Origin of the sequence: Micromonospora sp. C95, from assembly GCF_018070465.1 — a bacterium.
GTDB lineage: Bacteria > Actinomycetota > Actinomycetes > Mycobacteriales > Micromonosporaceae > Micromonospora.
In genome coordinates, this window is sequence record NZ_JAGPXT010000024.1 from 29,356 (window position 1) to 54,935 (window position 25,580).

15 protein-coding genes and 2 pseudogenes are annotated in these 25,580 nt (G+C 71.2%); 11 read left to right on the forward strand and 6 right to left on the reverse strand.

The window, feature by feature from the left end; translation table 11 throughout:
* Positions 1–16: 16 nt before the first annotated feature.
* The gene (locus KBX00_RS22865) at positions 17–928 is read left to right on the forward strand and encodes a tetratricopeptide repeat protein (protein WP_210830112.1); all 912 of its coding nucleotides are present in this window, start codon (positions 17–19) and stop codon (positions 926–928) included.
* 67 nt (positions 929–995) lie between these two features.
* Positions 996–1,988: pseudogene (locus KBX00_RS22870) on the forward strand (arginase family protein); the annotation flags it as partial.
* A gap of 415 nt (positions 1,989–2,403) precedes the next feature.
* Here the strand turns inward: KBX00_RS22870 and KBX00_RS22875 are convergent.
* A complete protein-coding gene (locus KBX00_RS22875; protein WP_210830113.1) occupies positions 2,404–4,359 on the reverse strand; it encodes a penicillin-binding transpeptidase domain-containing protein in 1,956 nt (651 codons plus the stop codon).
* Between the two features lie 285 nt (positions 4,360–4,644).
* On the opposite strand from KBX00_RS22875, the gene KBX00_RS22880 reads away from it, so the two are divergent.
* Entirely contained in the window at positions 4,645–9,699 is a 5,055-nt protein-coding gene (locus KBX00_RS22880) for an NAD-glutamate dehydrogenase (protein WP_210830114.1), read from the forward strand.
* Between the two features lie 103 nt (positions 9,700–9,802).
* Here the strand turns inward: KBX00_RS22880 and KBX00_RS22885 are convergent, their stop codons facing one another.
* Positions 9,803–10,504 (reverse strand): class F sortase, encoded by a 702-nt coding sequence (locus tag KBX00_RS22885; RefSeq protein WP_210830115.1) that lies wholly within the window; start codon positions 10,502–10,504, stop codon positions 9,803–9,805.
* Complete coding sequence (locus tag KBX00_RS22890) at positions 10,488–11,576, reverse strand: hypothetical protein (RefSeq protein WP_210830116.1); 1,089 nt, start codon at positions 11,574–11,576, stop codon at positions 10,488–10,490. Before KBX00_RS22890 ends, KBX00_RS22885 begins: the two co-directional genes overlap by 17 nt.
* Positions 11,577–12,110: 534 nt before the next feature.
* On the opposite strand from KBX00_RS22890, the gene KBX00_RS22895 reads away from it, so the two are divergent.
* A complete protein-coding gene (locus KBX00_RS22895) occupies positions 12,111–13,919 on the forward strand; it encodes a glycoside hydrolase family 6 protein (RefSeq protein WP_210830117.1) in 1,809 nt (602 codons plus the stop codon).
* Positions 13,920–14,119: 200 nt separating this feature from the next.
* On the opposite strand, the gene KBX00_RS22900 is transcribed toward KBX00_RS22895, so the two are convergent.
* From KBX00_RS22900 to KBX00_RS22910, 3 genes are all read right to left on the reverse strand, one after another.
* A complete protein-coding gene (locus tag KBX00_RS22900) occupies positions 14,120–14,500 on the reverse strand; it encodes a hypothetical protein (RefSeq protein ID WP_210830118.1) in 381 nt (126 codons plus the stop codon).
* Positions 14,501–14,642: 142 nt separating this feature from the next.
* Positions 14,643–15,641 (reverse strand): hypothetical protein, encoded by a 999-nt coding sequence (locus KBX00_RS29875; RefSeq protein ID WP_210830119.1) that lies wholly within the window; start codon positions 15,639–15,641, stop codon positions 14,643–14,645.
* Positions 15,642–15,651: 10 nt separating this feature from the next.
* A complete protein-coding gene (locus KBX00_RS22910) occupies positions 15,652–16,248 on the reverse strand; it encodes a hypothetical protein (RefSeq protein ID WP_210830120.1) in 597 nt (198 codons plus the stop codon).
* Positions 16,249–16,545: 297 nt separating this feature from the next.
* On the opposite strand from KBX00_RS22910, the pseudogene KBX00_RS22915 reads away from it, so the two are divergent.
* The 7 genes and pseudogenes from KBX00_RS22915 to KBX00_RS22945 form a co-directional block, all read left to right on the forward strand.
* Positions 16,546–19,269 (forward strand): annotated as a pseudogene (locus KBX00_RS22915) (nitrate- and nitrite sensing domain-containing protein); the annotation flags it as partial.
* Positions 19,270–19,460: 191 nt separating this feature from the next.
* A complete protein-coding gene (locus tag KBX00_RS22920) occupies positions 19,461–19,880 on the forward strand; it encodes a roadblock/LC7 domain-containing protein (RefSeq protein ID WP_210830122.1) in 420 nt (139 codons plus the stop codon).
* Positions 19,870–20,259: a DUF742 domain-containing protein gene (locus KBX00_RS22925; RefSeq protein WP_210830123.1), complete on the forward strand. Its 390-nt coding sequence runs from the start codon at positions 19,870–19,872 to the stop codon at positions 20,257–20,259. Before KBX00_RS22920 ends, KBX00_RS22925 begins: the two co-directional genes overlap by 11 nt.
* A complete protein-coding gene (locus tag KBX00_RS22930; protein WP_210830124.1) occupies positions 20,240–20,842 on the forward strand; it encodes an ATP/GTP-binding protein in 603 nt (200 codons plus the stop codon). Before KBX00_RS22925 ends, KBX00_RS22930 begins: the two co-directional genes overlap by 20 nt.
* Positions 20,843–20,948: 106 nt before the next feature.
* Positions 20,949–21,983, forward strand: coding sequence for a lactonase family protein (locus tag KBX00_RS22935; protein ID WP_210830125.1), 1,035 nt, complete (start codon positions 20,949–20,951; stop codon positions 21,981–21,983).
* Between the two features lie 145 nt (positions 21,984–22,128).
* Positions 22,129–23,892 (forward strand): substrate-binding domain-containing protein, encoded by a 1,764-nt coding sequence (locus tag KBX00_RS22940; RefSeq protein ID WP_210830126.1) that lies wholly within the window; start codon positions 22,129–22,131, stop codon positions 23,890–23,892.
* A 203-nt stretch (positions 23,893–24,095) separates the two neighbouring features.
* The gene (locus tag KBX00_RS22945) at positions 24,096–25,580 is read left to right on the forward strand and encodes a sugar transferase (protein ID WP_210830127.1); all 1,485 of its coding nucleotides are present in this window, start codon (positions 24,096–24,098) and stop codon (positions 25,578–25,580) included.

The following is a 25,580-nucleotide window of genomic DNA, read 5'->3' on the forward strand; positions in this document are numbered from 1 at the left end:
GCGAGACTAGATAACCATGAGCGACCCACGGATCACCTCGTCGATCTTCACCCGCGGCGCGGTCGACCTCAGCGCGCTGCGCACCCCTGCCCCGAGTTCTACACCGGCTCCGGTCCAGGCCGGCCCGCCCGCCGGGGCGCCCGGCGGCGCCGTCGGTGGCGTCACCGTCATCGACGTGACCGAGGCGACCTTCCAGTCCGAGGTGCTGGAGCGCTCGCTGACCACACCCGTCGTGATCGACTTCTGGGCCGAGTGGTGTCAGCCCTGCAAGCAACTCTCCCCGGTGCTGGAACGGCTGGCGGTGGAGGGTGGCGGCGCCTGGGTGCTCGCCAAGGTCGACGTGGACGCCAACCCGCGGCTCGCGCAGATGTTCCGGGTCCAGGGCATCCCGATGGTGTACGCGGTGGTCGGCGGGCAGCCCGTCGACGCCTTCTCCGGCGTGGTGCCCGAGGCGCAGCTGCGCCAGTGGCTTCAGGCCGTGCTCAAGGCCGGCGGGGTGAGCGTGGCCGAGCCGGAGGATCCACGACTCGACGAGGCGGACGACGCGCTGATGAGCGGCGACCTGGACGCCGCCGAGCAGGCGTACCGGAAGATCCTCGCCGAGACCCCGGCGGACGCCGCCGCCGAGGCCGGGCTGGCCCAGGTGGGGCTCGCCCGCCGGGTGGCCGGCGCCGATCCGCAGGCCGCGCTCACCGCCGCGGCGGCCAAGCCCGACGACGTCGACGCCCAACTGCTCGCCGCCGACATCGAGGTGCTCAGCGGTCTGGCCGATCAGGCGTACCAGCGCCTGGTGGGGCTGGTACGCCGCACCGGTGGCGACGACCGGGAGAAGGTCCGTCAGCACCTGGTCGGCCTGTTCGCCATCGCCGGGCCGGAGGATCCGGCCGTCGCCTCGGCCCGCCGGGCGCTGGCCAGCGCCCTGTTCTGAGTACCTGCCACGCCAGCGCGGGCCGGCGTGTCGCCGGCCCGCCTTCACACCGAGAGGACGGGAGCCCATATTGCGCCGGATCGCCGTCCTCGACGCGCCGAGCAACCTCGGTCTGCGCCCGCCCACACCCACCTCCGTGCCGGGCTGCGGGAAGGCGCCCGGCGCGCTACGGGACCAGGGACTGCTGCCCCGGTTGCGCGCCCGCGACGCGGGCTGCCTGACCCCGCCCCGTTACGACGCCGGCGACTGGCGACCAGGCGACGGGGTCTGCCACGCGCGGGAGATCGCCGACTACTCGGCGGCACTTGCCGACCGGATCGGCGCCATCATCGACCGGGGCGAGTTCCCGGTGGTCCTTGGCGGTGACTGCTCGATCCTGCTCGGCTCGGCGCTGGCCATGCACCGGCTGGGCGAGGCGGTAGGTGGCCGCATCGGGCTGGTCTTCGTCGACGGCCACTCCGACTTCCGGCACCCCGGCAACGCCTCGTACGTGGGCGCGGCGGCGGGTGAGGATCTCGCCCTGGTCACCGGTCGTGGCCAGGCCGACCTGGCGGGCATCGAGGGACGGCGACCCTACTTCCGCGACGTCGACGTGGTGGTGCTCGGCATCCGTGCCCAGGACGAGTACCGGCTCGACCTGCAGGCCGCCGGCATCGTCACCCGACCGGTGCCGGCGCTCCGCGCCGAGGGCGCGGCGCGTACCGCCCAGTGGGCGCACGAGCAACTGGCCGACTGCGCCGGCTACTGGGTGCACGTCGACGTGGACGTGCTCGACCCCGCCGTGATGCCGGCGGTCGACGCGCCCGACCCGGGTGGCATCGCCTTCGCCGAGCTGGAGATCCTGCTCGCCGGCCTGGTCGACACCCCGCACTGTCTCGGTGTCGAGCTGACCGTCTTCGATCCCGATTACGACCCGGACGGCGCGTACGCCGCGGAGATCGTCAACACCGTGGTGTCCGGCCTGCGCCCGGTGACCGCTCCCGGTTCGGCGCCACCTCGGTTGCGTCCCGAGGAGAGTCGCCGTCCCACCCCCGGCCCGCGCCGGAGCATCGATCAACCCGGCCCACCGGACGCACCGGCACCTGTCGACCGCGGTCAGTCCGACGACCATCGCCACAGCGACGGCCGCCCGAGTGGCGGTGGCGGCACGGACGGCGGTGGCGCGGGCGACGGCAGTGGCGGTGTGGGTGGCGGTGACCCGGTCGATGGTGGCCTGGCTGATCATGACCTGGCCGATGGTGGTGTAGCCGATGGTGACCTGGGCGGCACTGCTTTCTCGACGGGGGCCACTCGTCCGGCGACCGCCACCGGCGGGCCGGCCGCCTGACAGAGCGCCGCCGTCTCATCCCGCCGCCGTTTCGGACAACTTCAGGGTTGTTGCTGCCTGGAGGCCCCGCTGACCCAGCAACAACCCCGAAGTTGCTTACCGGGGAGCGTTTGCGGGGGGTCAGCGGCGGTTGGGAGGGCTGAGGCGCTCAGTCGGCCAGGGCGCGCAGGAAGCGCTCGGCGATCGGTACCGCCGTGCCGCTGCCCGAGCCGCCCTTCTCGACGAAAACGGCGAACGCCACGTCGCCCTGCCAGCCGACGAACCAGGCGTGGGTGTTCTCCGGGTTGTCGTCGTACTCGGCGGTGCCGGTCTTGCCGTGCACCGGCTCGCCCGGTACGTCGCGCAGGGCCGTGCCGGAACCGCTGGTGATCACCTCGCGCATCATGTCCTGGACGGCCTTGACCGCCTCGGGCTTCAACTGTGGCCCCGGCTCGGCGGCCCCTTCCGGCGCGGGATCCACGAGCAACTGCGGTGGCAGGAACTTGCCCCGGGCCACCGCCGCGGTCGCCGCCGTCATGGCCAGCGGGCTGACCACTGTCGTGCCCTGGCCGATCGCCGCGGCGGCCTGCTCGGTGGCGCCGCCGTTCGCCGAGACCTTGCCGGTGAACGCATCGAGACCCAGGTCTGCCCACTCGCCTTCCAGACCCAGGGTGCGTCCGGCGGCGGCCAGACCGTCCGCGCCCAGCTGGGGGGCGAGCGCGGCGAAGGCGGTGTTGCACGACTTGGCGAAGTCGGTGCGGAACGGCACCTCGCCGAGGGCGAAGTCATTGGAGTTCTTGAACAAACGTCCTTCCACGTCGAACCTCTTCGGGCAGTCGACAGTGGTGTCGGGAGTGACCGCGCCGCGCTCGATCAGCCCGAACGCGCTGACCATCTTGAAGGTCGAGCCGGGTGGCACCTGCGCGGTGAAGGCCAGGTTCTCGCCGGCGGCACCGGGACCGTTGGCGGCGGCGAGCACGGCACCGTCGCTGATCCGTACGGCCACCAGGGCGGCCCGCCGGCGCTCGGCGCGCAGCGCCCGGTCCGCGGCGTTCTGGGTGGTCACGTCGAGGGTGGTACGAACCGGCTGGCCGGGCTGGGGCTCGCGGCGGAAGACCTCGGTGCCGGTCGACTCGACGGTGCCGTTCGGCCCGGCCCGGTTGATGACGACGGCCAGGCCCGGTACGCCACGCAACCGTTCGTCCCAGCGGCCCTGCAACCCACCGTGACCGACGAGGTCGCCGGGGGAGTAGCGGTCGGGATGGTCGGCGAGGTCCTCGGCGTAAGCGGGGTCGACGCTGCCGAGCACCGCCCGGGCGAACTCGCGGGTGGGTGCGAGGTCCAGCTTGTCGGTCGGGAACTTCGTCCCGGGCAGGGGGTGGATGCGCGACTTGATCTGCCGGTACGCCTCGTCGCGCAGGGTGACCACCTCGACGAATGCGTCCGGTTTCGCCTCCTTGAGCCGCTTCGGCAGGTCAGACAGGTCGACCGGCGGGGTGATCGCCGGCCGGATGGCGCGGAACGCGGCGTCCAGCTCGCGGACCATGGCCTTGACGTCGGTCACCTCGTTGGGCTGCAACCCCACCCGGACCACGTCGCGCGGCGCCACGATCGGCTCACCGGCACCGTCGAGCACGGTGGCCCGGGGTGCCCGGTCCCGCCGCAGTCCCAGCCGATCGCCGCGGGTGAGCTGTTCCTGGACGATCTGCGGCTCCCAGATCACCTGCCACTGGTCGTCGCGGCCCTGGGTGAGTCGCACCGGCCGGTCGTACGCCCAACTCGTCCCGCCCGGCAGCGTCCACTCCGCGCGGATGCTTGCGGTGGCGGTGTCCCGGACCACCTCGGGATCGCCCTGACGGGTCAGCGTGAGCGGAGCGTCGACGAGTTCGCCGGAGAGCTCCCGGATCTCCTGGACGACGGTGCCGGCGGCAATCTTCGCACCGGTGGGGTCGACGAAACCGACGGCGTTCAGGTCGCCCTTGCGCCAGCCGTCCAGGAAGGCGTCGACGGTGCGCTGTGGGCCGTCCTCGCCGGAGCAGGCGACCAGGCTGGCCGCGACGACCAGGCAGGTGGCGGCGACCGCCAGTGGCGACCGGCTGCGGCGGTGTCGGCGCGGAACGTGCATCTGGTGCTTCCTCCTGGTCGGCTGCTCCGCACGCTAGTACGCCGACGCGCCGGCCACTGCCCCGGTCGGCCTGGCCAGGCGAAAAGACGGTCTCGTGACGGTGTGATGAACAACATCAGGTGGGGTACTCCGAACCCGGTCGAACCTCGTACCGCAACGGGTGAAAGGACGGCGTCGGAGATCCGGACGTCCGGCCGGTGGTCCGCCGACGGAGGAAGCGATCGGTCGGCCTAGGCTTGGCGGCAGAGTGACCCACAGCGTTGTGGGTCGAGGGGAGTGGCACCGATGGACCGGCGTCCGGCGATCAAACCGGAACCCGACCTCCGGCAGGTTGACACCGGCCGGGACGACAGTTTCGACACGGCGACCGACGGGGACGGTTTCGGTCGGCTAGACACAGGTGCGACCGGGATGACCGGTTCGAGCATCGACACCCTCTACGACCTGGGACTACCGCCGGAGGCGCTGACCGACGACGCGGAGGACGCCGAGTTCGACGAGCCGGTGCCCAACGCCGAGCGACTGGTGGCCCAGGCGGTGTCGCTGGCCGGCGACGACCACGACGCGGCGACCCTGGTGGGCAGGTTCTGGCGGTTCGCGCCGGACGAGGAACTGATCGGGTTCACCGCCGAGGAGATGCTCGACGCCGCCCGCGCGCACCGGGAACTGGCCCGGCAGCGGGTGCCGGGTGAGTTGAAGCTGCGGATCCACTCGCCCGACGCGGAGCAGCACCACAGCGTCATCGAGATCGTCACCGACGACATGCCGTTCCTGGTCGACTCGGTGACCGCCCTGCTCAACACCCACCACCTGGACGTCCACCTGCTGGTGCACCCACTGGTCGTGGTCCGCCGGGAGCCGTTGGGGCGGCTGGTCGAGGTCGCCGCCGACGTGGAGCCGGACGACGCGATCTCCGGCGACCTGGTGGAGAGCTGGATGCGGATCGAGATCGACCCGGTCCGCGACCCGGAGGAGCGGGACAAGCTGCGCCGGGAACTCCAACGGGTGCTGACCGACGTGCGGGAGGCCGTCGAGGACTGGCCGAAGATGCGCCAGCGGGCCCTCGCCCTCGCCGACGAGCTGGCCGCCGCGCGGACCAGTGACAACCGGCCGCCGGTGCCGGAGAAGGACATTACCGACTCGGTGGAGCTGCTGCGCTGGCTCGCGCACGACCACTTCACCTTCCTCGGCTACCGCGAGTACCGGCTGGTGCCGAACTCGGCCGAGGAGGGGCCGGCGTTGGAAGCGGTGCTCGGCACCGGACTTGGCATCCTGCGTCAGGACTCGCCGGAGGCGCGGGCGCTGTCCTCGATGACGCCCGAGGCGCACGAGAAGGTCACCGAGAAGCGTCTGCTGATCATCACCAAGGCGAACTCGCGGGCCACCGTGCACCGCTCGGCGTACCTCGACTACATCGGCTTCAAGATTTTCGACGAGAACGGCGAGGTGGTGGGCGAGCGCCGCTTCCTGGGCCTGTTCTCCACCGCCGCGTACCGGACCAGTGTCCAGGAGCTGCCGGTGGTCCGGCGCAAGGTCGCCGAGGTGCTGGACCGGTCGGGCCTGAGCCTGCGCAGCCACTCCGGCAAGGATCTGATGCAGATCCTGGAGACGTACCCGCGCGACGAGCTGTTCCAGATCAAGACCGACGACCTGTACCACGCGGTCGTCGGGGTGCTGCGGATGGCCGGTCGCCGGCAGTTGCGGGTGTTCCTGCGCCGGGACGCGTACGGGCGGTTCATCTCCTGTCTGATCTACCTGCCCCGGGACCGGTTCACCACCCAGAACCGGCTGCGCATGCAGGACATCCTGCTGCGTGAGCTGAACGGTGTCGGGGTGGACTACACCACCCGGGTGACCGAGTCGATGCTGGCCCGGGTGCACTTCATCGTGCGTACCGACCCGACGAGCCCGCCCGGCGACATCGACGCCGACCTGCTTGCCGAGGAGTTGGCCGACGCCACCCGGTTGTGGGACGACGACTACCGGCTGGTGCTGGAGCGCAAGCTCGGTGACGAGCAGGCCAAGCACCTGTTCGGCCGGTACGCCGACGCGTTCCCGGAGGGCTACAAGGACGGGCACACGCCGTACGAGGCGATGAAGGACCTGGCCAAGCTGGAGTTGCTGGAGGAGCCCGGCCAGCTGGAGATGCACCTGTTCCGCAAGCAGTTGGCGCCGCGTGCCGTGGGTCGGGGTCCGGACGCCGACGAGTCGATGGACGTGCGGTTCAAGGTGTACCGCTACGGCGAGCCGATGATGCTCTCGGCGGTGCTGCCGGTGCTGCACTCGCTCGGGGTGAAGGTCGTCGACGAGCACCCGTACGAGGTGGAACGGGTCGACGGCCGGATCTGGCTGTACGACTTCGGGCTGCGACTGCCGGAGGGGCACCAGGAACTGGCCGAGGTGCGCCCGCACGTGGAGAACGCCTTCGCGGCGGCGTGGCGGGGCGAGGCCGAGGTGGACCGCTTCAACGAGCTGGTCCTGCTCGCCGGCCTCACCTGGCGCCAGGTGGTGGTGCTGCGGGCGTACGCGAAGTATCTGCGGCAGACCGGCACGGTGTTCTCGCAGGACTACATGGAGTCCACCTTCATCGCGTACCCGCACCTGGCCACGCTGCTGGTGCAGCTGTTCGAGGCGCGGTTCGAGCCGGGCCCGGTCGGTGCCGAACAGCGCCAGCGGCGCGGTGCCGAACTGGCGGCCGAGATCCGTACCGCGCTCGACGACGTGGCCAGCCTCGACCAGGACCGGATCCTGCGGTCCTACCTGAACCTGATCCAGGCCACCCTGCGGACCAGCTTCTACCAGCGGCCGGTGGGTGGGCGGCCCAAGCCGTACGTGGCGTTCAAGCTCGACCCGCAGGCGATACCCGAGCTGCCCGCGCCGCGACCGAAGTTCGAGATCTTCGTGTACTCGCCCCGGTTCGAGGGTGTGCACCTGCGGTTCGGGCCGGTGGCCCGGGGCGGCCTGCGCTGGTCCGACCGGCGGGAGGACTTCCGTACCGAGGTGCTCGGCCTGGTCAAGGCGCAGATGGTGAAGAACGCCGTGATCGTGCCGGTGGGAGCCAAGGGCGGCTTCGTGCTCAAGCAGAAGCCGGGCGACCGGGACGAGGCGGTGACCTGCTACAAGGAGTTCGTCTCGGCGTTGCTGGACGTCACCGACAACATCGTGGCCGGTGAGATCGTGCCGCCCGACGACGTGGTTCGGCACGACGGCGACGACCCGTACATGGTGGTGGCGGCGGACAAGGGCACCGCGACCTTCTCCGACACCGCCAACGAGATCTCGACGGCACACAACTTCTGGCTGGGCGACGCCTTCGCCTCCGGTGGCTCGGCCGGATACGACCACAAGAAGATGGGCATCACCGCCCGGGGCGCGTGGGAGTCGGTCAAGCGGCACTTCCGGGAGATGGGGCACGATACCCAGAGCCAGGACTTCACCGTGGCCGGAGTCGGCGACATGTCCGGTGACGTGTTCGGCAACGGCATGCTGCTGTCGGAGCACATCCGGCTGGTGGCCGCCTTCGACCACCGGCACCTCTTCCTGGACCCGGACCCGGACCCGGCCACCTCGTACGCCGAACGGAAGCGGCTGTTCGAGATGACCCGGTCCACCTGGGAGGACTACAACACCGAGTTGATCTCCGCCGGTGGCGGGATCTACCCGCGTACGGCGAAGTCGGTGCCGATCTCACCACAGGTCCGTGCCGTGCTCGGGCTCGACGACGACGTCGACCAGCTGAGCCCGCAGGAGCTGATGAAGGCCATCCTCACCGCGCCTGTCGATCTGTTCTGGAACGGCGGCATCGGCACCTACGTCAAGGCGTCAAGCGAGACCAACGCCCAGGTCGGCGACAAGTCCAACGACGCGATCCGGGTGGACGGCCGCAGCCTGCGCTGCCGGGTGGTCGGTGAGGGCGGCAACCTCGGCTTCACCCAGCACGGCCGGATCGAGTACGCCCAGGCGGGCGGCCGGATGTACACCGACTTCATCGACAACGCGGCCGGGGTGGACTGCTCCGACCACGAGGTGAACATCAAGATCCTGCTGAACACCGCGGTCGCCGACGGCGAGCTGACCATTCCCGAGCGGGACGAGCTGCTCGCCCGGATGACCGACGAGGTCGCGGAGCTGGTGCTGCGGGACAACTACGACCAGGCTCGGGCGATCAACAACTCCCAGGCCCAGGCGACCTCGTTGCTTCCGGTGCACCGGCGGATGATCACGGAGCTGGAGCGAGCCGGCGTGCTGGACCGGTCGCTTGAGGCGCTGCCGCCGGACGAGGAACTGGCGGTACGCACCGAGTCCGGACTGACCGCGCCGGAGTTCGCCGTGCTGTTGGCGTACGTGAAGATCGCCCTGGAGAAGGAGATCCTCACCGACACGCTGCCCGACGAGGGGTGGACCGGCGAGGTGCTGGTCAACTACTTCCCGACGCCGATGCGGCAGCGGTTCGCCGACCGGATGAACCGGCACCGGTTGCGTCGCGACATCGTGACCACGGTGCTGGTCAACGAGGCGATCAACCGGGGCGGGATCTCGTTCGTCTTCCGGGTGGTGGAGGAGACCGCCGCCACGGCGGCCGACGTGATCCGGGCGTACGTGGTGGTTCGTGAGGTCTTCGGACTGCGCGAGCTGTGGGACGCGGTCGAGACGCTGGACAACCGGATCGATCCGGAATTGCAGACGAACGTCTACCTGGACACCCGACGGCTGCTCGACCGGGCGGTCCGGTGGCTGGTGACCAACCGCCGCTCGCCGATCGACGTGCCGGCGGAGATCGCCCGACTGCGGGACGGGATCGCCCGGCTGCTGCCCCGGATGGAGACGCTGTTCTACGGCAGCGAGCGCGAGTCGATCGCGGCGCACATCGACTCCATGACCGAGCGTGGGGTGCCGCGGGAGCTGGCCGAGCGCAGTACCCGACTGATGTACAGCTTCGGCCTGCTGGACGTCGTCGAGACCGCCGCGAGCGCCGGGCGGGACGTGGGCGAGGTAGCCTCGATCTACTTCGTGCTCTCCGACCGGTTCCGGGTGGACTCGTTGCTGTCGAAGATCTCCCTGCTGCCGCGCGAGGACCGGTGGCAGACGCTGGCGAGGATGGCATTGCGGTACGACCTGTACGCCGCGCTCGCCGCACTCACCGCGGAGGTGCTGGACTCCACGCCGGGCGACCTGCCGCCGCAGGAGCGGGTCCAGCAGTGGGAGCAGTCGAACGCCACCTCGATCCACCGCGCCGAACGGGCGATGGGTGAGTTCGACGAGTCCCGCGCGGACCTGGCGGCCCTGTCGGTGCTGCTGCGCCAGATCCGCACCCTGGTCCGGACCTCCGCCGCCAGCTGACGCCTCGCCCTTCGCGATCATGCAGTTGTGGCGCGCCGAACGCCTGGGTACACGGCTTTCGTTCGGTGCCACAACTGCATGATCGGCGTGTGCGGGACAGGGGTCAGGGCGTGAGGGAGGCGAAGACGATCACGTTGTCGGGGTAGTCGCCGGTGGCCTCGTCGAACTGGCCGCCGCAGGTGACCACCCGCAGTCCCGGGCGGTCGCTGGGTCCGTACACCTGCTCGGTGGGGAAGGCGTCCTTCGGGTACGCGGCCACCGAGTCCACCCGGAAGGTCGCCGTCCGGCCGTCGGCCCGTTCGACGCTCACGGTGTCGCCGGGTTGCAGGGCGCCGAGCGAGAAGAAGACGGCGGGACCGATCGCGGCCGAGTCCACGTGTCCGACGATGACGGAGTTGCCCGGCTCCCCCGGGCTCGGGCCGGGCTCGTACCAACCGGCGAGCAGCGCCTGGTCGAGCGGCGGCACCTGGACGGTGCCGTCGGGGTTGGTGCCGAGCGCCATGATGCCGGCGCGGACTCCGATGCGGGGAATGTCGATCCTGGTGGGCGCGGCCCGGGGGAGTCCGGCGGGTACCCGCCGCGCGCCGTCGAGGTCGGCCTCGGCGAACGGACCGTTCGGGGACGGCTGGTTCGTACCCGCCACGGGCTGTGGTGGACGCACCGAGTCGGTGGTCTTCAACGACGCGCCGACGAGCCCGGAGCCCGTCATGGCGAGCAGGACGACGACGGCGGTGCCGACGGCACGCCACGGTCCACCGTGACGGCCGCCGGCCCGTCTCGTCGTCGCGTCAGGCCGCGAACTCATCGACCCGACGACGGCGCATCAGCACGAGGCCACCGAGGGCGGCCGCGCCGACCAGGCTCGCTCCGGCGGCGGCCAGACCACGGTCGGCGCCGGTGGCGATGCCACCGTCACCGCCGTCGACCCCACCGTTCGGCAGGACGACCAGCTCGCCCGTGCCGCAGGAGCCCTCCAGCTTGTACGTGCCGGGCTTGGCGTCCTCGGCAACCTGGGCCTCGCCGTAGTAGACGAAGTCCTTCTTGTGCTCCCAGCTGTCGCCCTTGCCACGCTCGTCGGCCGCCCAGTCGCGCTTGCCGGACCATTCCTCGCTCTCGCCCGACTCGCCGGACCATTCCTCGCGCTCGCCCGACTCGCCGGACCATTCCTCGCGCTCGCCCGACTCGCCGGACCATTCGCTCTTGCCGGACCATTCGCTCTCGCCCGACTCGCCGGACCAGTCGTCCTTGCCGGACCACTCGCGCTCGTCCGACTCGCCGGAGTCGTCCTTGCCGGACCAGTCGTGCTCGGCGGAGTCCGAGCCGTTCTCGTGCCCGGACCAGCCGCCGGTGGACTTCTCGTCGGCCGAGTCGCTCTCCTCGGCCTGGTCCTTCCAGTCCTTCTTGTCCTTCTTGTCGTGGTCCTTCGAGTCGCCACCCTCGGCGTCCTGGGCGTGCTCCTCGCCCTTCCAGTCGTCGCGGGCGTCCGCCGCGCCGCCGCCCCAACCGCTGCCGGACTCGGCCTCGGCGGGCTGCGAACGTTCGTGGCCGGACCAGCCCTCGCGGTCCGCGCCTTCGGCGGCGCCGTTCTCCTCGCGCCAGTCCTTGTGGTCGCCCCGCGAACCGCCGTCGCGAGCCGGTTCGAGCTTCACCTTCCCGGTGACCTTGGACCAGACGAAGGGGTGCTCCTGCTCCTCGGGGCAGATCTGCACGAGCTTGACCTCTTCGCCGGCCTTGACGGCGTGCGGCTTGGCGAAGACCTTGCCCTCATCCGTCTGTGGTTGGCCGTCGGCGTACGCGGCCCCCGGCGCGAACACCAGCAGGGAAGCGCTGCCGAGGGCAGCACCCGCAACCACCTTCCCCAGCATCTTCTTAGCCATGACCTGTGTCACTCCATCCCTGTTGTCCTGCGGCCGGCAACAACCGAGCCAGAACTGACGTTAGACCGTTTCATGACTTATGCAGGGAAAAATTCGTGTTCTGCCATTAGTTCGGTATGCCGGCTTCGGCCTCGGTCACTCGCCCGGGGAATGCCACCCTGTCCGTCTTTCGGGCGGTGGCCGGACCGTTGGCCAGGTGGCTCGCGGGCGCGACCATCGGAGACGGTGCGGCTTTTGTCCCGGTAGTCTTTCGAAAGCATCGAACCATTGCCATGGAAGCGCTCCCATGCAAGAATCGCTGCACGCGGTGAGCAGAGCCACACCGCGTAGGCAGGTGTCGAGGGCATCCGGTTCGCCGGGACGACCACCTGGCCGCCGACCGGTGACGCCGGTCGTCGCACCACCACCAACGCCCGTCCGGGTCGGGCGCTCCCGAAGAATCCCGTTGGCACCGGCGGCCGTCCGCGCAGGACGTCCCTCGGGCCACGTGCCGGGCCGTACGCGGATCCGGTCTCGCCCAAGGAGATCAGTGGCATGAATGTGTGGAGAAGGCTGTCCGGTCGACGCCGGGCCGTCGCGCTGGCCGGCGCGAGCGCGCTGGTCGCGGGCGGTTTGGTGACGCTACCGGTGACCGCGGCGCACGCGGCGACGCAGTGCGACGTGACGTACACGACGAACGACTGGCAGGGCGGGTTCACCGCCAACGTGACCATCAGGAACGTCGGCGACGCGCTCAGCAACTGGACGCTCGGCTTCACGTTCCCCAACGCCAACCAGCGTCTCGTTCAGGGCTGGTCGGCCCGGTGGAGCCAGTCGGGCCGGAACGTGACCGCGCAGAACGAGTCGTGGAACGGCAACCTGGCCACCGGTGCCAGCACCAACATCGGCTTCAACGGCTCGTGGAGCGGCAGCAACCCCAAGCCCACCTCGTTCACCGTCAACGGAGTGGCCTGCAACGGCGGCACGCCGCCGACCAGCACCCCGCCGACCAGTACGCCGCCCACCAGTACCCCGCCGACCAGCACGCCGCCGACCAGTACCCCGCCGACCAGCACTCCGCCGACCAGCCCGCCGCCGCCCGGCACCAGGGTGGACAACCCGTACCTGAACGCCCAGGGCTACGTGAACCCGGAGTGGAAGGCCAAGGCCGAGTCGGTCACCGGTGGCAGCCGGGTGTCGAACACCCCGACCGCGGTCTGGATCGACCGGATCGCGGCGATCGAGGGTACCGACAACAGCCAGTCCAACGGTCCGATGGGGATCCGCGACCACCTGGACGAGGCGCTGGAGCAGGACGCCGACTACATCCAGTTCGTCATCTACAACCTGCCCGGCCGCGACTGCGCGGCGCTCGCCTCCAACGGTGAGCTTCAGGCGGACGAGCTGCCGAAGTACAAGGCCGAGTACATCGACCCGATCGCGGCGATCCAGGGTGACCCGAAGTACCGCAACATCAGGATCATCAACGTCATCGAGGTCGACTCGCTGCCGAACCTGGTGACCAACACCAGCGGCAACGCGGGCGGCACCGTGATGTGTGACACGGTCAAGGCCAACGGCGCGTACGTGCAGGGTGTCGGCTACGCCCTGGCTCAGCTGGGCGCCTTCTCGAACGTCTACAACTACGTCGACGCCGCTCACCACGGCTGGATCGGCTGGGACAGCAACTTCACCCCGACCGCCCAGATCCTGAAGGAGGCCGCGACGGCCTCCGGCAGCACCGTCAACCACGTGCACGGCTTCATCGTCAACACCGCGAACTACTCGGCGACCATCGAGCCGTATGTGAAGATCACCGACTCGGTGAACGGCCAGTCGGTGCGGCAGTCCGACTGGATCGACTGGAACCAGTACAACGACGAGCAGAGCTTCGCCCAGGCGTTCCGCCAGGAACTGGTCGGGCAGGGCTTCCCCAGCGGCATCGGCATGCTGATCGACACCTCCCGTAACGGCTGGGGCGGCTCCGAGCGGCCCACCGCTGCGGGCCCGACGACCAGCGTGAACGCCTACGTGGAGGGTGGCCGGGTCGACCGCCGCATCCACCCTGGCAACTGGTGCAACCAGTCCGGTGCTGGCCTGGGCGAGCGTCCGAAGGCGGCCCCGGCGTCCGGCATCGACGCGTACGTCTGGATCAAGCCCCCGGGCGAGTCGGACGGCTCCAGCAGCGAGATCCCGAACAACGACGGCAAGGGCTTCGACCGGATGTGCGACCCGACCTACACCGGCAACGACCGCAACGGCAACAGCATGAGCGGTGCCCTGGCGGACGCCCCGATCTCGGGCGCCTGGTTCCCGGCACAGTTCGCCGAGCTGATGGCCAACGCCTACCCGCCGCTGTCCTGACGGACACAGGCACACCCGCCGCCGACAGTAGGTGAGGCGCTGCGGCGGCAGGTCACCCGGGCCCCTGGTCCGACCGCACCGGTCGGACCAGGGGCCCCTCGCGCCGCCTGCGCCACGGTTGCCGTCACCCGCCCGGCGACGTCGGTACGCCGCAACCGGCTACCGCCGCCTTGGTGGGGGCGCACCGGGGCACGGGCGGATCAGGGAACGGTCTTCTCGATCGCCGCGCGACCGGTCTCGTCCAGTTCGCGCCGGGCCCGTTCGATGTTCTCGGCGGTCAGATCCTGCCCTCGCGCCATCACCAGATCCTCCGGCTCCCAGGGCTGCTCCGCGCCGGAGCGGATGTTGTCTCCGCCCGCCCCGGTGCCGGTCCCCGTCGCGCCGGTGCCGGCGGCGTACGGGTCGGCGATGATGTCGTCGGTCGGCCCGCTTCCGGGCCGCTCGTCCGGTTCGGCGAACGCCGGATTGTCCCGGTCGGGTCCACCTCCGGTCATCAGCTGCGGAACGGTGCTGTCGTCGTCGACCGCCGCAGCCGCCTCGGGGCGCTCCTCCAGCGGTCGTTGCCGATCACGATCCGTCATCGCTGCTGCCCTCCTGTCACGCGGCGCTGTCGACCCTCTTGGGCGTACCCGCCTCGCCGGTAGCCATGCCTGACGGTGGTACGCCGAGGGCGGGTGACCCGGATCCGGGTCACCCGCCCTCGGGCGGCACAGCTGCGCAGAGTCAGCGGCCGAGCACCCGGTCGAGGAAGTCCCGGTACTCGCGCACGGCCACCCGCAGCTGCTCGGTGTCGGCCGAGCCGTCCTCCTGCCAGCCGCCGAGCTTGTTGCGGTGCTCGGCAAGTGCGGCGGACAGCGCCTCCATGGCCTCCTCCACCAGTGACTGCGCCTCGCCCGCTGCGGCCCGGGGGTCGTCCACGAAGCGCAACTGGACGTCGCGCCAGCGGTCCCGGAAGCCCTGCGCCGTCGCGCCGTCGAACAGCGTCGCCGCCCCGGCCGGTACCGCCGCCTGGGAGTTGGACGTGCCCTCGCCCGAGGTCTGGGTGTCGGGGTCGACCATCGTGGGAGTGGCGCTGCCGTAGCCGACCCCACCCGCCGCCGTGTCGTCGTCGGTCATGGTCCGGGCGTCGTCGCCGGCCTCCGTCGTCGCCGTCCGGGTGTCGTCGTCCACCGTCGCGGTCGCCATCACGGTGTCGTCCGTCGCCGGGTCCACGTCGACGCGGTCGTCGGCCACCCGGTCGTCGGCCGGGCTGTCGCCCGCCTTCTCGCCGGTGGCGGTCGACGCCTCGACGTCGCGGTCGTCGGCGAACTCGTCGCCGGTCCGGTCGAACTCGGCCGTCGGGTCCGCCCGCAGTCCCTCACGTTCGCCGTCGACCGCACCGTCGCCGGGCCGGGCGGTGTCCTCCTCACGCGGGTCCCGCTCGTCCTCGGGACGCGGGCTGGCCAGCGCGGACGCGGCGACCGCGCCACCGACCGTGGTCGCGCCGAAGGCGGTCGGCACCGGACCGGGCTCGTGGAACTCGGCCCGCTCACCGTCGGAGCCGGGCCGGCCGTCCCAGGGGCGGCCGCGGTCGGCCTCCGACCGGTCCCGATCCGTCGGCTCGTCGACGGTGTCGACCTCGTCGCCCGGCTCGCGGTCGTCCTCAGTGGCCGGCGCCGTCGCCGGGGCGGAGCGTACGGTCTCCGGGTGGTCGTTGTTGAGCTGCTGCTCTTCCTGCCGCATGGTGATCTCCTCAGCGGTTGGTGGCGTCGTGGGCGGCATCGGGGTGGCGCTGTTCCGGCATCCCCGCAGCGACCGGCGACTCCTCGCCGAGCAGGTCGCTGAAGAGGGCGCGATAGTGGACGACGGCCTGGCGGAGATCCTCGGTGCTGGCCTCGCCCCGGGAGTTGCGCAGGTGGATCTCGTGCGCGTCGCGGTAGTGACCAAGCGTGCGAGCGTGCTCGACGGAGAGATGGGCGATCTGGTCGTCGAACTCACCCGTGGGGTATCCGCGTTCGGCGATCAGCCGGCTGACCAGTTCGTCGGCCTGCCCCACGGTCTCGGCGGGTGCGTCGACGAAACGTACCTGAAGCTCCTCCCATGCCTCGGCGTACCGGGCACGGGACTCGGGGGTGAGCGGGACCAGTTCGAGCTCGGCGTGCCGGCGCTCCCGGTCCCGCAGCTCGCGCTCGGCGGCGCTGCGGCTGTCCTGCTCGGCGACGACGTGGTCGTACTCGGGGCCGAACCGCTGCCGGAGCGCCCGGCGACGGCCGGCCACGACGACGGCGGCGGCGATGGCGGCGACCACCAGGATGACGAGGATGGTGACGACTATCTGCGTGGGCGACATGGCTCCTCCTTCGCCTGCAGGTATTCCCGCCACGCACTGATCGCCAATCCCGTTCCGGCACACTTTCCTGGCCCGACCTCCGCAGGCCACACCGCGGAACCCGACAAGTGGTTCGTCGTCGGGACGTTCGGCAACGCACCGGTAGTCTCGACGGACGGTAGTGCGACCGGCGCGGATTACGTATCCTGCCCAAGGCGCCCGAGCCGGCGTCCCGGCGGGACGACCGGGTGCGCTCCGGTGACGGCGCTGCCCGGCTGTGCCGGAGCCCTTCCAGCCACCCTTCCGGGCGAGGTCCGATTGAACACCCGCGACTGGCCGATCCGCTCGAAGCTGACCGCGTTGGTCGTCGTGCCGGTGACCGCCCTGCTGGCACTGTGGATTTTCGCGACCACGCTCACCTTCGGGCCGGCGCTCGACCTGCTCGCCGCCCGTACCCTCCTGTACGACCTCGGCAGGCCCGGCGAGACCGTGGTGGCCGAACTGCAACGGGAACGCCGGCTCTCCGTGGTGCACCTCGCCTCGCCGCGCACCGAGTGCGGCCAACCGCCGGCCAACTGTGTGCTGCCGGCGCTGGTGGCACAGCGGTCCCGCACCGACGCGGCGATCGCCGAGCTGCGTCGCCGGGTCGGCGGGGATCAGCTGCGGGACGCCGCCGGTGAGCTGCTCGAAGCCCGGCTCGATCGGCTCATCGGCGAACTGGACGCGTTGCCGGCCGGACGCGGCTTCATCGACCGTCGGGATCTCGACCGCTCCGGTGCCGTCGGGCTCTACAGCGGCATGATCTCCGCCGCCTTCCACACCTTCACCGCCCTGGCCAACCTGCCGGACCACGACCTCAACCGCGAGGCGTTGGCACTGACCAGCCTCGGCCGCTCGCGGGAACTGCTGGGTCAGACCGACGCGCTGTTGGCCGGGGTGCTGACCTCGGGCAGGTTCGCCGAGGGCGAACACACCCTGCTCGTGCAGGGCATCGGAAATCAGCGGTTCCTGGCCGAGGCCGCCGTGGCCGACCTGCCCGAGGCGGACCGGACCGCGTACCAGCGGCTGACCGAGCAGGAGGCGTTCGGCCGGCTGCGGGCGATGCAGGACGACGTCGTCGCCGCCGACCCTTCGGCCCGGCTGCGGCTCGACCCGCAGGCGTGGCAGACGAGCTACGACACGGTGCAGCAGTCGCTGCGGGACTTCGAACTGACCCAGGCGGACGGCCTGGCCGACCGGTCCGTGCCGATGGCGGTACGGACCCTGGTGCGGCTGGCCGCCGCGGGACTGCTCGGCCTGATCGCCGTCGTGCTCGCGCTTGTGGTGGCGGTCCGGGTCGGCCGTTCCCTCGCCCAACGGCTGACCCTGGTACGCGGCACGCTCGCCGACGCCGAGCGGCGCCTGCCGGAGGTGGTGGACCGGCTGCGCAAGGGTGAGCAGGTCGACCTGGCCCGGGAGGCGTCGGTGGCCGACCGGGGCGCCGACGAGATCGGCCAGGTCGCACAGGCGTTCACCGAGGTGCACAAGGTCGCCATCCGCTCGGCCATGGTCGAGGTGAGCCTGCGTCGTGGTCTCAACGACGTCTTCCTGAACATCGCGCGACGCAGTCAGGGCCTGGTGCACCGGCAGATCGCGCTGCTCGACCGGCTGGAACGCGACGCGGAGGACCCCGATCACCTGGCCGAACTGTTCCGCGTCGACCACCTCGCCACCCGGCTCCGGCGGCACGCGGAGGATCTGGTCATCCTCGCCGGTGCGACACCGGGCCGGGGTTGGCGCAACCCGGTCGCCATGGTGGACCTCATCCGCGGGGCGATCTCCGAGGTCGAGTCGTACGACCGGGTCGACATCACCACGGTGCAGCCTGCCGGCACGGTAGGCCGGGTGGTGGGGGACATCATCCACCTGCTCGCCGAGTTGATCGAGAACGCCACGGCGTACTCGCCACCCGACTCCCGGGTCGAGATCTCCGGTGAGCACGTGGCGCACGGTTACGCCCTCTCCGTCACCGACGACGGTCTCGGCATGAGCGAGGCGGCCATCGACGAGGCGAACCGGAAGCTGGCCCGGTCGCCGGAGTTCGATCCCAGCGAGACCGCCCGGCTCGGTCTGTTCGTGGTGGCGCGACTGGCCGCCCGGCACGACGTCCGGGTGCGGTTGCGTCGGTCGAAGAGGACCGGCCTCACCGCCGTGGTGCTCATCCCGACGGAGTTGATCACGGAGGAACCGTCGCCGTTGCCCGGTCCGGAGGCGCTGGCGGGCGACGACAAGGGTGCTACGCCGGAGCAGCGGCGGCTGGCCCGGGCGACCCGGCTGACCACGGTGCCCCGGCCCCGAACCCGCGCCGTCCCGCCCGGCACGGCGGCCTCCGGCGGCGGCCCGGCGCAAGGCGGTCCGGTCACCGAGACGACGGTCCGGACCCAGGGCGGTAGCTCGACGGTCGGGCCGGCGGAGGCGGACGGCCTGCCCCGTCGAATCCGCCGCCGCGATTCCGCCGCCGCGTCGCCCACCGCCGCCGCGTCGCCCACCACCGCCGCGTCGCCCACCACCGCCGTGTCGGGCTCGCCGACACCGTCGGCCACCGGTGCCGGCAACGGCAACGGCGTTCCTTCCACCACCGAGGTGGCTCCCGTCGTCCGGACCGGACCGGAACCTCAGCCCGCACCGGCGCGGCCGTCCGGGAGCGATTCAGCCGAGCCCGGTACCGGTCAGCCGGCCGGACCGGATCCCGCGCACCGGGACGTACCCGGTGGCGACCGCGTGCTGGACGCGCCAACCGTGCAACTGCCGGCGATGACCGCACGGCCCGCCCGGACGGCCGCGATCGACGGTCCGACCGTCCGACAACCGGTGGTGGCGTCCCGGACCGTGGCCCGGCCGTACCGTGATCCGGCACCGCGCAGCCCGGAGGAGGCACGTCGCGTCATGTCGGCGTTGCAGGCGGGCACGGCCCGGGGCCGGCGGGCCGCCGCCCGAACCTCGAACCCTGACCCGGATGGACCGAGCCTCGGCGACGAGAACGCCCCGGCCGGACCGTCCCCGGCGCAGCCGAACCACCAGCCCGGTGCGGCTGCCGCCGACCCGACCGAGCCGGCCGGCTCCGCCGTGGTGGTTCCCGGCCCGGTCGGGCCGGGCCCGGTGGGTCAGGACCGGAGCACCGCGCCGCCCGGCACCCCGCCGGCCACCGAGTCGGCGCCGGTGGATTCCCCGACCGTGACTGAGAGGGACGCCTGATGCAATCGACGAGGCAGAACGCAGATCTCGACTGGTTGCTGGACGATCTGCTGAAGCGGGTGCCGACCGCGCGGCAGGCCGTGGTGCTGTCGGCCGACGGACTCCTGCTGGGCTCCTCCGCGGGGCTGGGCACCGCCGACGCCGAGCACCTCTGTGCGCTGGCGTCCGGCCTGTCCAGCCTGGCCCGGGGTGCGAGCCGGCACCTCACCGGTGGACCGGTCCGGCAGACCGTCGTGGAGATGGAGTCCGCGTACCTCTTCGTCACCGCGGCGGGCCAGGGCGCGTGCCTGGCGGTCGCCAGCGATGCCGACGCGGACATCGGCCTGGTGGCGTACGAGATGGCGATGCTGGTGACCCGGGTGGGCGAGAACCTGGGCGCGCCGGCCCGGGCGGCTGCGGGTACCACCGATGCAAACTGACTTACCCGGGCACCGACACGAGTGGCTCGACGACGACGCCGGGCCGGTGGTGCGGCCGTACACCCTGACCGGGGGACGCGCCCGTCCCAGCACCGACGGACTCGACCTGGTCGCGTACGTGTTGGCGAAGCCGGATCCGGACCTCGCGGCCTTCCCGGAGCTGCATCCGGAGCACCGGCTGCTGGTCGAGTTGGCCGGCCGCGGTACCCCGGTCGTGGAACTCGCCGCGGACCTCGACCTGGCCATCGGCGTGGTCCGGGTACTGCTTGGTGATCTGCTGTCCCGCGGACTGGTCGCCGTGCACCAGCCGCCGCGCGCCACCTACCTACCCGACAACGACATCCTCAAGGCGGTGGTCGATGGACTCCGTGCGTTATGACGGCGAGCGGCGGGGCAATCGCGTTCCCATCGCGCTGAAGATCCTCATCGCCGGCGGCTTCGGCGCCGGCAAGACGACGCTGGTGAGTGCGTTGAGTGAGGTCCGGCCGTTGCAGACCGAGGAGATCCTCACGGGTGCCGGCATCGACACCGACGACCTCTCCGGGGTGGAGACCAAGACGACCACCACGGTGGCGATGGACTTCGGACGGATCACCATCAACGAGGACCTTCAGCTGTACCTGTTCGGTACCCCGGGACAGGACCGGTTCTGGTTTCTCTGGGACGAGCTGGCCTTCGGGGCGCTCGGCGCGGTGGTGCTCGCCGACACCCGACGGCTGGCCGACTGTTTTCCCTCGATCGACTACTTCGAGCAGCGGGGCATCCCGTTCGTGGTGGGGGTGAACTGCTTCGACGATGCCCGGCGGTTCAGTCTGGAGGCCGTACGCAGGGCCCTGGATCTGGACCCGGACGTGCCGATGGTGCTCTGCGACGCCCGCGATCGGCAGTCCGGCAAGACCGTGCTGATCTCCCTGGTCGAACACGTCGCCCGGCACCGGGGCGAGCCGGTACCGACGGCGTGAGCCGACCGGGGCGTCCCCCGGGTCGCGGTGGAGAGGTCTAATCCGCCGGTGTCGGGGGAAGGCTGTCGAGGTGGATGCGACGGAAACGAGCGGAGGGCGGCAACCGGTGGCAGGTCGAGGCGAGATCGTTCACATCGGCGGGTACACCGCGCCCAGTGGTGGGCGCGGCACCGGCATCGTCGCCGCCCGGCGGGATCCGGGTACCGGTGAGCTGACGTCGCTGGGCACCGTCGCGGTCACCGCGTCGCCCTCCTTCCTCGCCCGCCACCCGGCGCGGCCCGTGCTGTACGCGGTAAACGAGCTGCCCGACGGCCAGATCAGCGCGTGGCAGGTCGGGGCCGACGGTGAACTGTCGCCGATCGGCTCGCGGCCCACCGGCGGAGCGGAGCCTTGCCACCTGGCGGTCGCGCCCGACGGTGGTCACCTGTTCGTGGCCAACTACGGCGGCGGCAGCGTGACGGTATTCCCGCTCGACGCCGACGGGGTGCCGGGCGAGCGCAGCGATGTGGTGGAGCACCAGGGACACGGAGCCGACCCCGAACGCCAGGAGCGGGCGCACGCTCACATGGTCTCGCCGGGCACGGGTGGGTCGCCGTTGCTGGCGGTCGATCTGGGCACCGACTCGATCTACCGGTACGACCTGGACAGCGCCACCGGACGACTGGTGCCACGCGCGCCCCGGGTGCGAACCGCGCCCGGGGTGGGACCCCGGCACCTGGCCCGGCACCCCGACGGGCGGCGCTGCTACGTCTCGGGTGAGCTGGACGGCTCGGTGTTGGCCTACGAGGTGGTCGACGGGGCGCTGCACCAACGTGGCCGGGTCGACGCCAGCGACCGGGGCGGGCACGTCCAGCCGTCCGAGATCGGAATCGGTCCGGACGGCCGCTTCCTCTACGTCGCGAACCGGGGCGTCGGCACGGTGACGGTCTTCGCCATCGGTGCGGAGCTGCCAGAGCTCGTGGCGGAGGTGGAGACCGGCGGCGAGTGGCCGCGCCACTTCGCCCTGATCGGGGAATACCTGTACGTCGCCGACGAACGGGCGGACATGGTGCGCACGTTCCGGGTCGAACCGGCGACCGGCGTGCCGGTGGCGATCGGCGAGCCGCTGCCGGTTGCGAGCCCTACTTGCGTTCTGCCCTGATCGTGGGGCTCGGACATAGATGCATCCACATTGCGCCGCTGACTAATCACTCAAAGTCACCGAATCGCGGTGAACTGTTTCTCCTCTGTAACTTTCGTCCGAACGGCCATGGCAGGACAACGGTCGGATACGCAAGATGGTCTGCGTGTCAGCAGGCCGCCATCGCATGCGTTCAAGTATCCACGGTGCCGCCGCCGCAGCAGCGGTCGGCGTACTCGTCGTCACCGCTGGCGGGTGGGTCGGCTATCGCCAACTCGCCGGCCAGGACTGCTCGGGCAAGATCGAGCTGTCCGTCGCGGTGGCCAGCGAGCTCGCCCCGGCGGTCGACCAGGCGGCCACCGAGTGGGAGGAGAAGGGTGCCGCGGTCGATGGAACGTGCATCGATGTGACGGTCGCCGCCTCCAACCCGGTGGAGGTGGCCGCGGTGGTGGCGGCCAAGCACGGCGCGATCCTGGCCGGAGTGGGCCAGGCCAGCGGCACCGCGGTGAGCCCGGACGTCTGGATTCCGGATTCCTCGACCTGGCTGCTGCGACTCAAGACCGGCGGCGCGGCGGCCTTCGAGCCCGGCAACGGCTCCTCCATCGCGAGCAGCCCGGTGGTGGTCGCCATGCCGGAACCGATCGCCACCCGGTTGGGCTGGCCGAAGCAGGAGCTCGGCTGGACCGACCTGCTGACGCGCCTGAACAGTGATCGGCCGCTGAAGACCGGCATCGTGGAGCCGACCCGGGACGCCGCCGGACTGTCCGGCCTGTTGTCGATGATGACCGCCGCGGCGTCGACCGGCGGTGAGACCGCCGAACAGGAGCGCGTCGGCGCGCTGCGGGCGTTGGCCTCCGGCGCCTCGGCGCTGCGCCAGGACCTGCTCGCCAAGTTCCCGACGGCCACCGACGCCACCACCCTGGCCAGCGCTCTCGGTGCGGCGGCGCTGTCCGAGGAGGACGTCATCGAGTACAACGCCCGGAAGCCTCCGGTGCCGTTGGCGGCGCTCTACCTGAAGCCGGCGCCACTGCCGCTGGACTACCCGTACGCGGTGCTGCCCGGGATCGAGCCGGCCAAGGCGTCCGCCGCCGGGGTGCTGTTCGAGGCGCTGACCACGACGTCGTTCAAGGACAAGCTGGCCGGGCAGTCGCTGCGGGCGCCGGACGGCAACTGGGGCACCGGTTTCAACGCGCCGCAGGGCGCGCCGAGCCCGGCCGGCGGGGACGCCTCCGTCGCACCTCCGGCCCAGGGCGGCGTCGCCGCCGGTGGGCTGGCGCCGGACGCGGTGGAGCGGGCGGTCTCCAGTTGGTCCATCGCCACCCTGTCCGGCCGGATGCTCTGCATCATCGACGTCTCCGGCTCGATGAAGAACGAGGTGCCGACCGCCAACGGCGCGACCCGACAGCAGGTCACCACGGAGGCGGCCCGGCGCGGGCTGAACCTCTTCGACGACTCCTGGTCGATCGGCCTGTGGGTCTTCTCGACGAACCTGGTGGGCTCCCGCGACTACCAGGAACTGGTGCCGATCGCGCCGCTGTCGCGGCAGCGCAGCGAGTTGGAGCGGGGCCTGGACCGGGTCGCCTCGTCGAGCGGCGACACTGGCCTGTACGACACGCTGCTGGCCGCGTACAAGGACGTCCAGGCGAACTGGGAACCGGGCAAGGTCAACTCGATCGTGCTGTTCACCGACGGCAAGAACGAGGACGCCAACGGCATCTCCCAGAAGGCACTGCTCGCCGAGCTGAAGCGGATCAAGGATCCGGAGCAGCCGATCCAGGTGATCATCATCGGCATCGGCACCGAGGTCAGCAAGTCGGAGCTGGACACCATCGCGAAGAGCGCCGGTGGCGGTGCGTTCGTCGCCACGGACCCCACCAAGATCGGTGACATCTTCCTCCGGGCGATCGCGCTGCGGAAGGCACCCGCCTGATCTGAGACTCCGCAAGGGGCCTGTGGTACCGATTTCGCCGGTACCACAGGCTCCTTTCTCGTTGTCCTACGCCTTGGAAACTGACGGCAATATGTCGGAAGCAATTGGTAGCCATGGTTGTCAGGGCAGGATGTCGTCGTGCATCGGCAGACCCGACCTTCCCGGCCGGGCCCGTGCCGTCGGCGAGCGAAGTGGGAGGGCCGGTGACCTCGGCGACGCTGTTGACCCCGGTCAGATCGTCATCGCGACCGCACGACGTCCCGCCACCGGGGCGACCGGTGCGCACCGACCAGCGGGCGTACGTCCGGAGGCTTGTCGTGCTGGACACCGCCGTGCTGGCGGTGGCGGTGCTGGTCGGCTACGCCGTCCGGTTCGGTGAGGCCGTGCCCCGTGGCCCGGTGCCGTACGTCCTGGTCGCCCCGGCGCTCGTGCTGGCCTGGCTGGTGTCGCTGAAGGCTCTGCGCTGCTACGACGACCGGGTGGTGGGCTACGGTGCGGACGAGTACCGGCGGGTGAGCATGGCGAGTCTGCGCCTTGCCGGGGCCGCCGCGATCGCGGGCTACGTCGCCGACGTCGGGGTCTCCCGAGGCTTCCTGGCCATCGCCTTCGCGGTGGGCACGATCGGTCTGGAGGTGGCCCGGTTCGCTGCCCGTAAGCGCCTGCACCGCGCCCGGTCGCAGGGGTCGGGCTGGTCGCGGCGGGTGCTGGTGGTCGGTGACACCGCCCACGTGCTGGAGTTGGTGCACACCCTGCGCCGCGAGCCGTACGCCGGCTACCAGGTCGTCGGTGCCTGCATCCCGGACGCTCTGCTCGCCCCGGTCGCCCAGCGGCTCGGCGACGTGCCGGTGGTCGGCTCGTTCCGGGCCATCCCGGAGGCCGCCGCCACGATCGGCGCCGACACGGTCGCCGTCACCGCCTGCGGGGAGCTGACCGCCACCCGGCTGCGTCGGCTCGGGTGGCAACTGGAGGGCACCGGCATCGACCTGGTGCTGGCTCCGGCGCTCACCGACGTGGCCGGCCCGCGCATCCACACCCGCCCCGTCGCCGGCCTGCCGCTGATTCACGTGGAGGCACCCGAGTTCCGCGGCGTCCGCAAACTGGTCAAGGGGTTCGTCGACCGGTCGATGTCGCTTGTCGCGCTGGCCCTGCTGCTGCCGCTGCTGGCGGTCATCGCGTTGGCCGTGAAACTGGACAGCCGGGGCCCGGTGCTGTTCCGGCAGACCCGGGTCGGGCAGGGTGGCCAGGAGTTCGGGGTCTTCAAGTTCCGCACCATGGTGGTCAACGCGGACGTGCTGTTGGCAGAGCTGGCCGCCCGCAACGAGACCGACGGCCTGCTGTTCAAGATGCGCGACGACCCCCGGGTGACCCGGGTCGGCCGGCTGTTGCGCAAATGGTCACTTGACGAGCTGCCGCAACTGGTGAACGTCCTGCTGGGGCAGATGAGCCTGGTCGGTCCCCGGCCGCCGCTGCCCTCCGAGGTCGCTCGCTACGACGGCGACGTCGCCCGCCGGCTGCTGGTGAAGCCGGGGATGACCGGGCTCTGGCAGGTCAGCGGACGCTCCGATCTGAGCTGGGAGGACGGCATCCGGCTCGATCTCTACTACGTGGAGAACTGGTCGCTGGCCGCCGACCTGACGATCCTGTGGAAGACCGTCGGCGCGGTGGTCAACAGCCGCGGCGCGTACTGA

Bases quoted from the DNA above. Each gene is read 5' to 3' on its own strand.
- KBX00_RS22865 (WP_210830112.1), top strand. From the start codon at position 17: ATGAGCGACCCACGGATCACCTCGTCGATCTTCACCCGCGGCGCGGTC.
- KBX00_RS22875 (WP_210830113.1), bottom strand. From the start codon at position 4,359: ATGCACGTTCCGCGCCGACACCGCCGCAGCCGGTCGCCACTGGCGGTC.
- KBX00_RS22880 (WP_210830114.1), top strand. From the start codon at position 4,645: ATGGACCGGCGTCCGGCGATCAAACCGGAACCCGACCTCCGGCAGGTT.
- KBX00_RS22885 (WP_210830115.1), bottom strand. From the start codon at position 10,504: ATGAGTTCGCGGCCTGACGCGACGACGAGACGGGCCGGCGGCCGTCAC.
- KBX00_RS22890 (WP_210830116.1), bottom strand. From the start codon at position 11,576: ATGGCTAAGAAGATGCTGGGGAAGGTGGTTGCGGGTGCTGCCCTCGGC.
- KBX00_RS22895 (WP_210830117.1), top strand. From the start codon at position 12,111: ATGAATGTGTGGAGAAGGCTGTCCGGTCGACGCCGGGCCGTCGCGCTG.
- KBX00_RS22900 (WP_210830118.1), bottom strand. From the start codon at position 14,500: ATGACGGATCGTGATCGGCAACGACCGCTGGAGGAGCGCCCCGAGGCG.
- KBX00_RS29875 (WP_210830119.1), bottom strand. From the start codon at position 15,641: ATGCGGCAGGAAGAGCAGCAGCTCAACAACGACCACCCGGAGACCGTA.
- KBX00_RS22910 (WP_210830120.1), bottom strand. From the start codon at position 16,248: ATGTCGCCCACGCAGATAGTCGTCACCATCCTCGTCATCCTGGTGGTC.
- KBX00_RS22920 (WP_210830122.1), top strand. From the start codon at position 19,461: ATGCAATCGACGAGGCAGAACGCAGATCTCGACTGGTTGCTGGACGAT.
- KBX00_RS22925 (WP_210830123.1), top strand. From the start codon at position 19,870: ATGCAAACTGACTTACCCGGGCACCGACACGAGTGGCTCGACGACGAC.
- KBX00_RS22930 (WP_210830124.1), top strand. From the start codon at position 20,240: ATGGACTCCGTGCGTTATGACGGCGAGCGGCGGGGCAATCGCGTTCCC.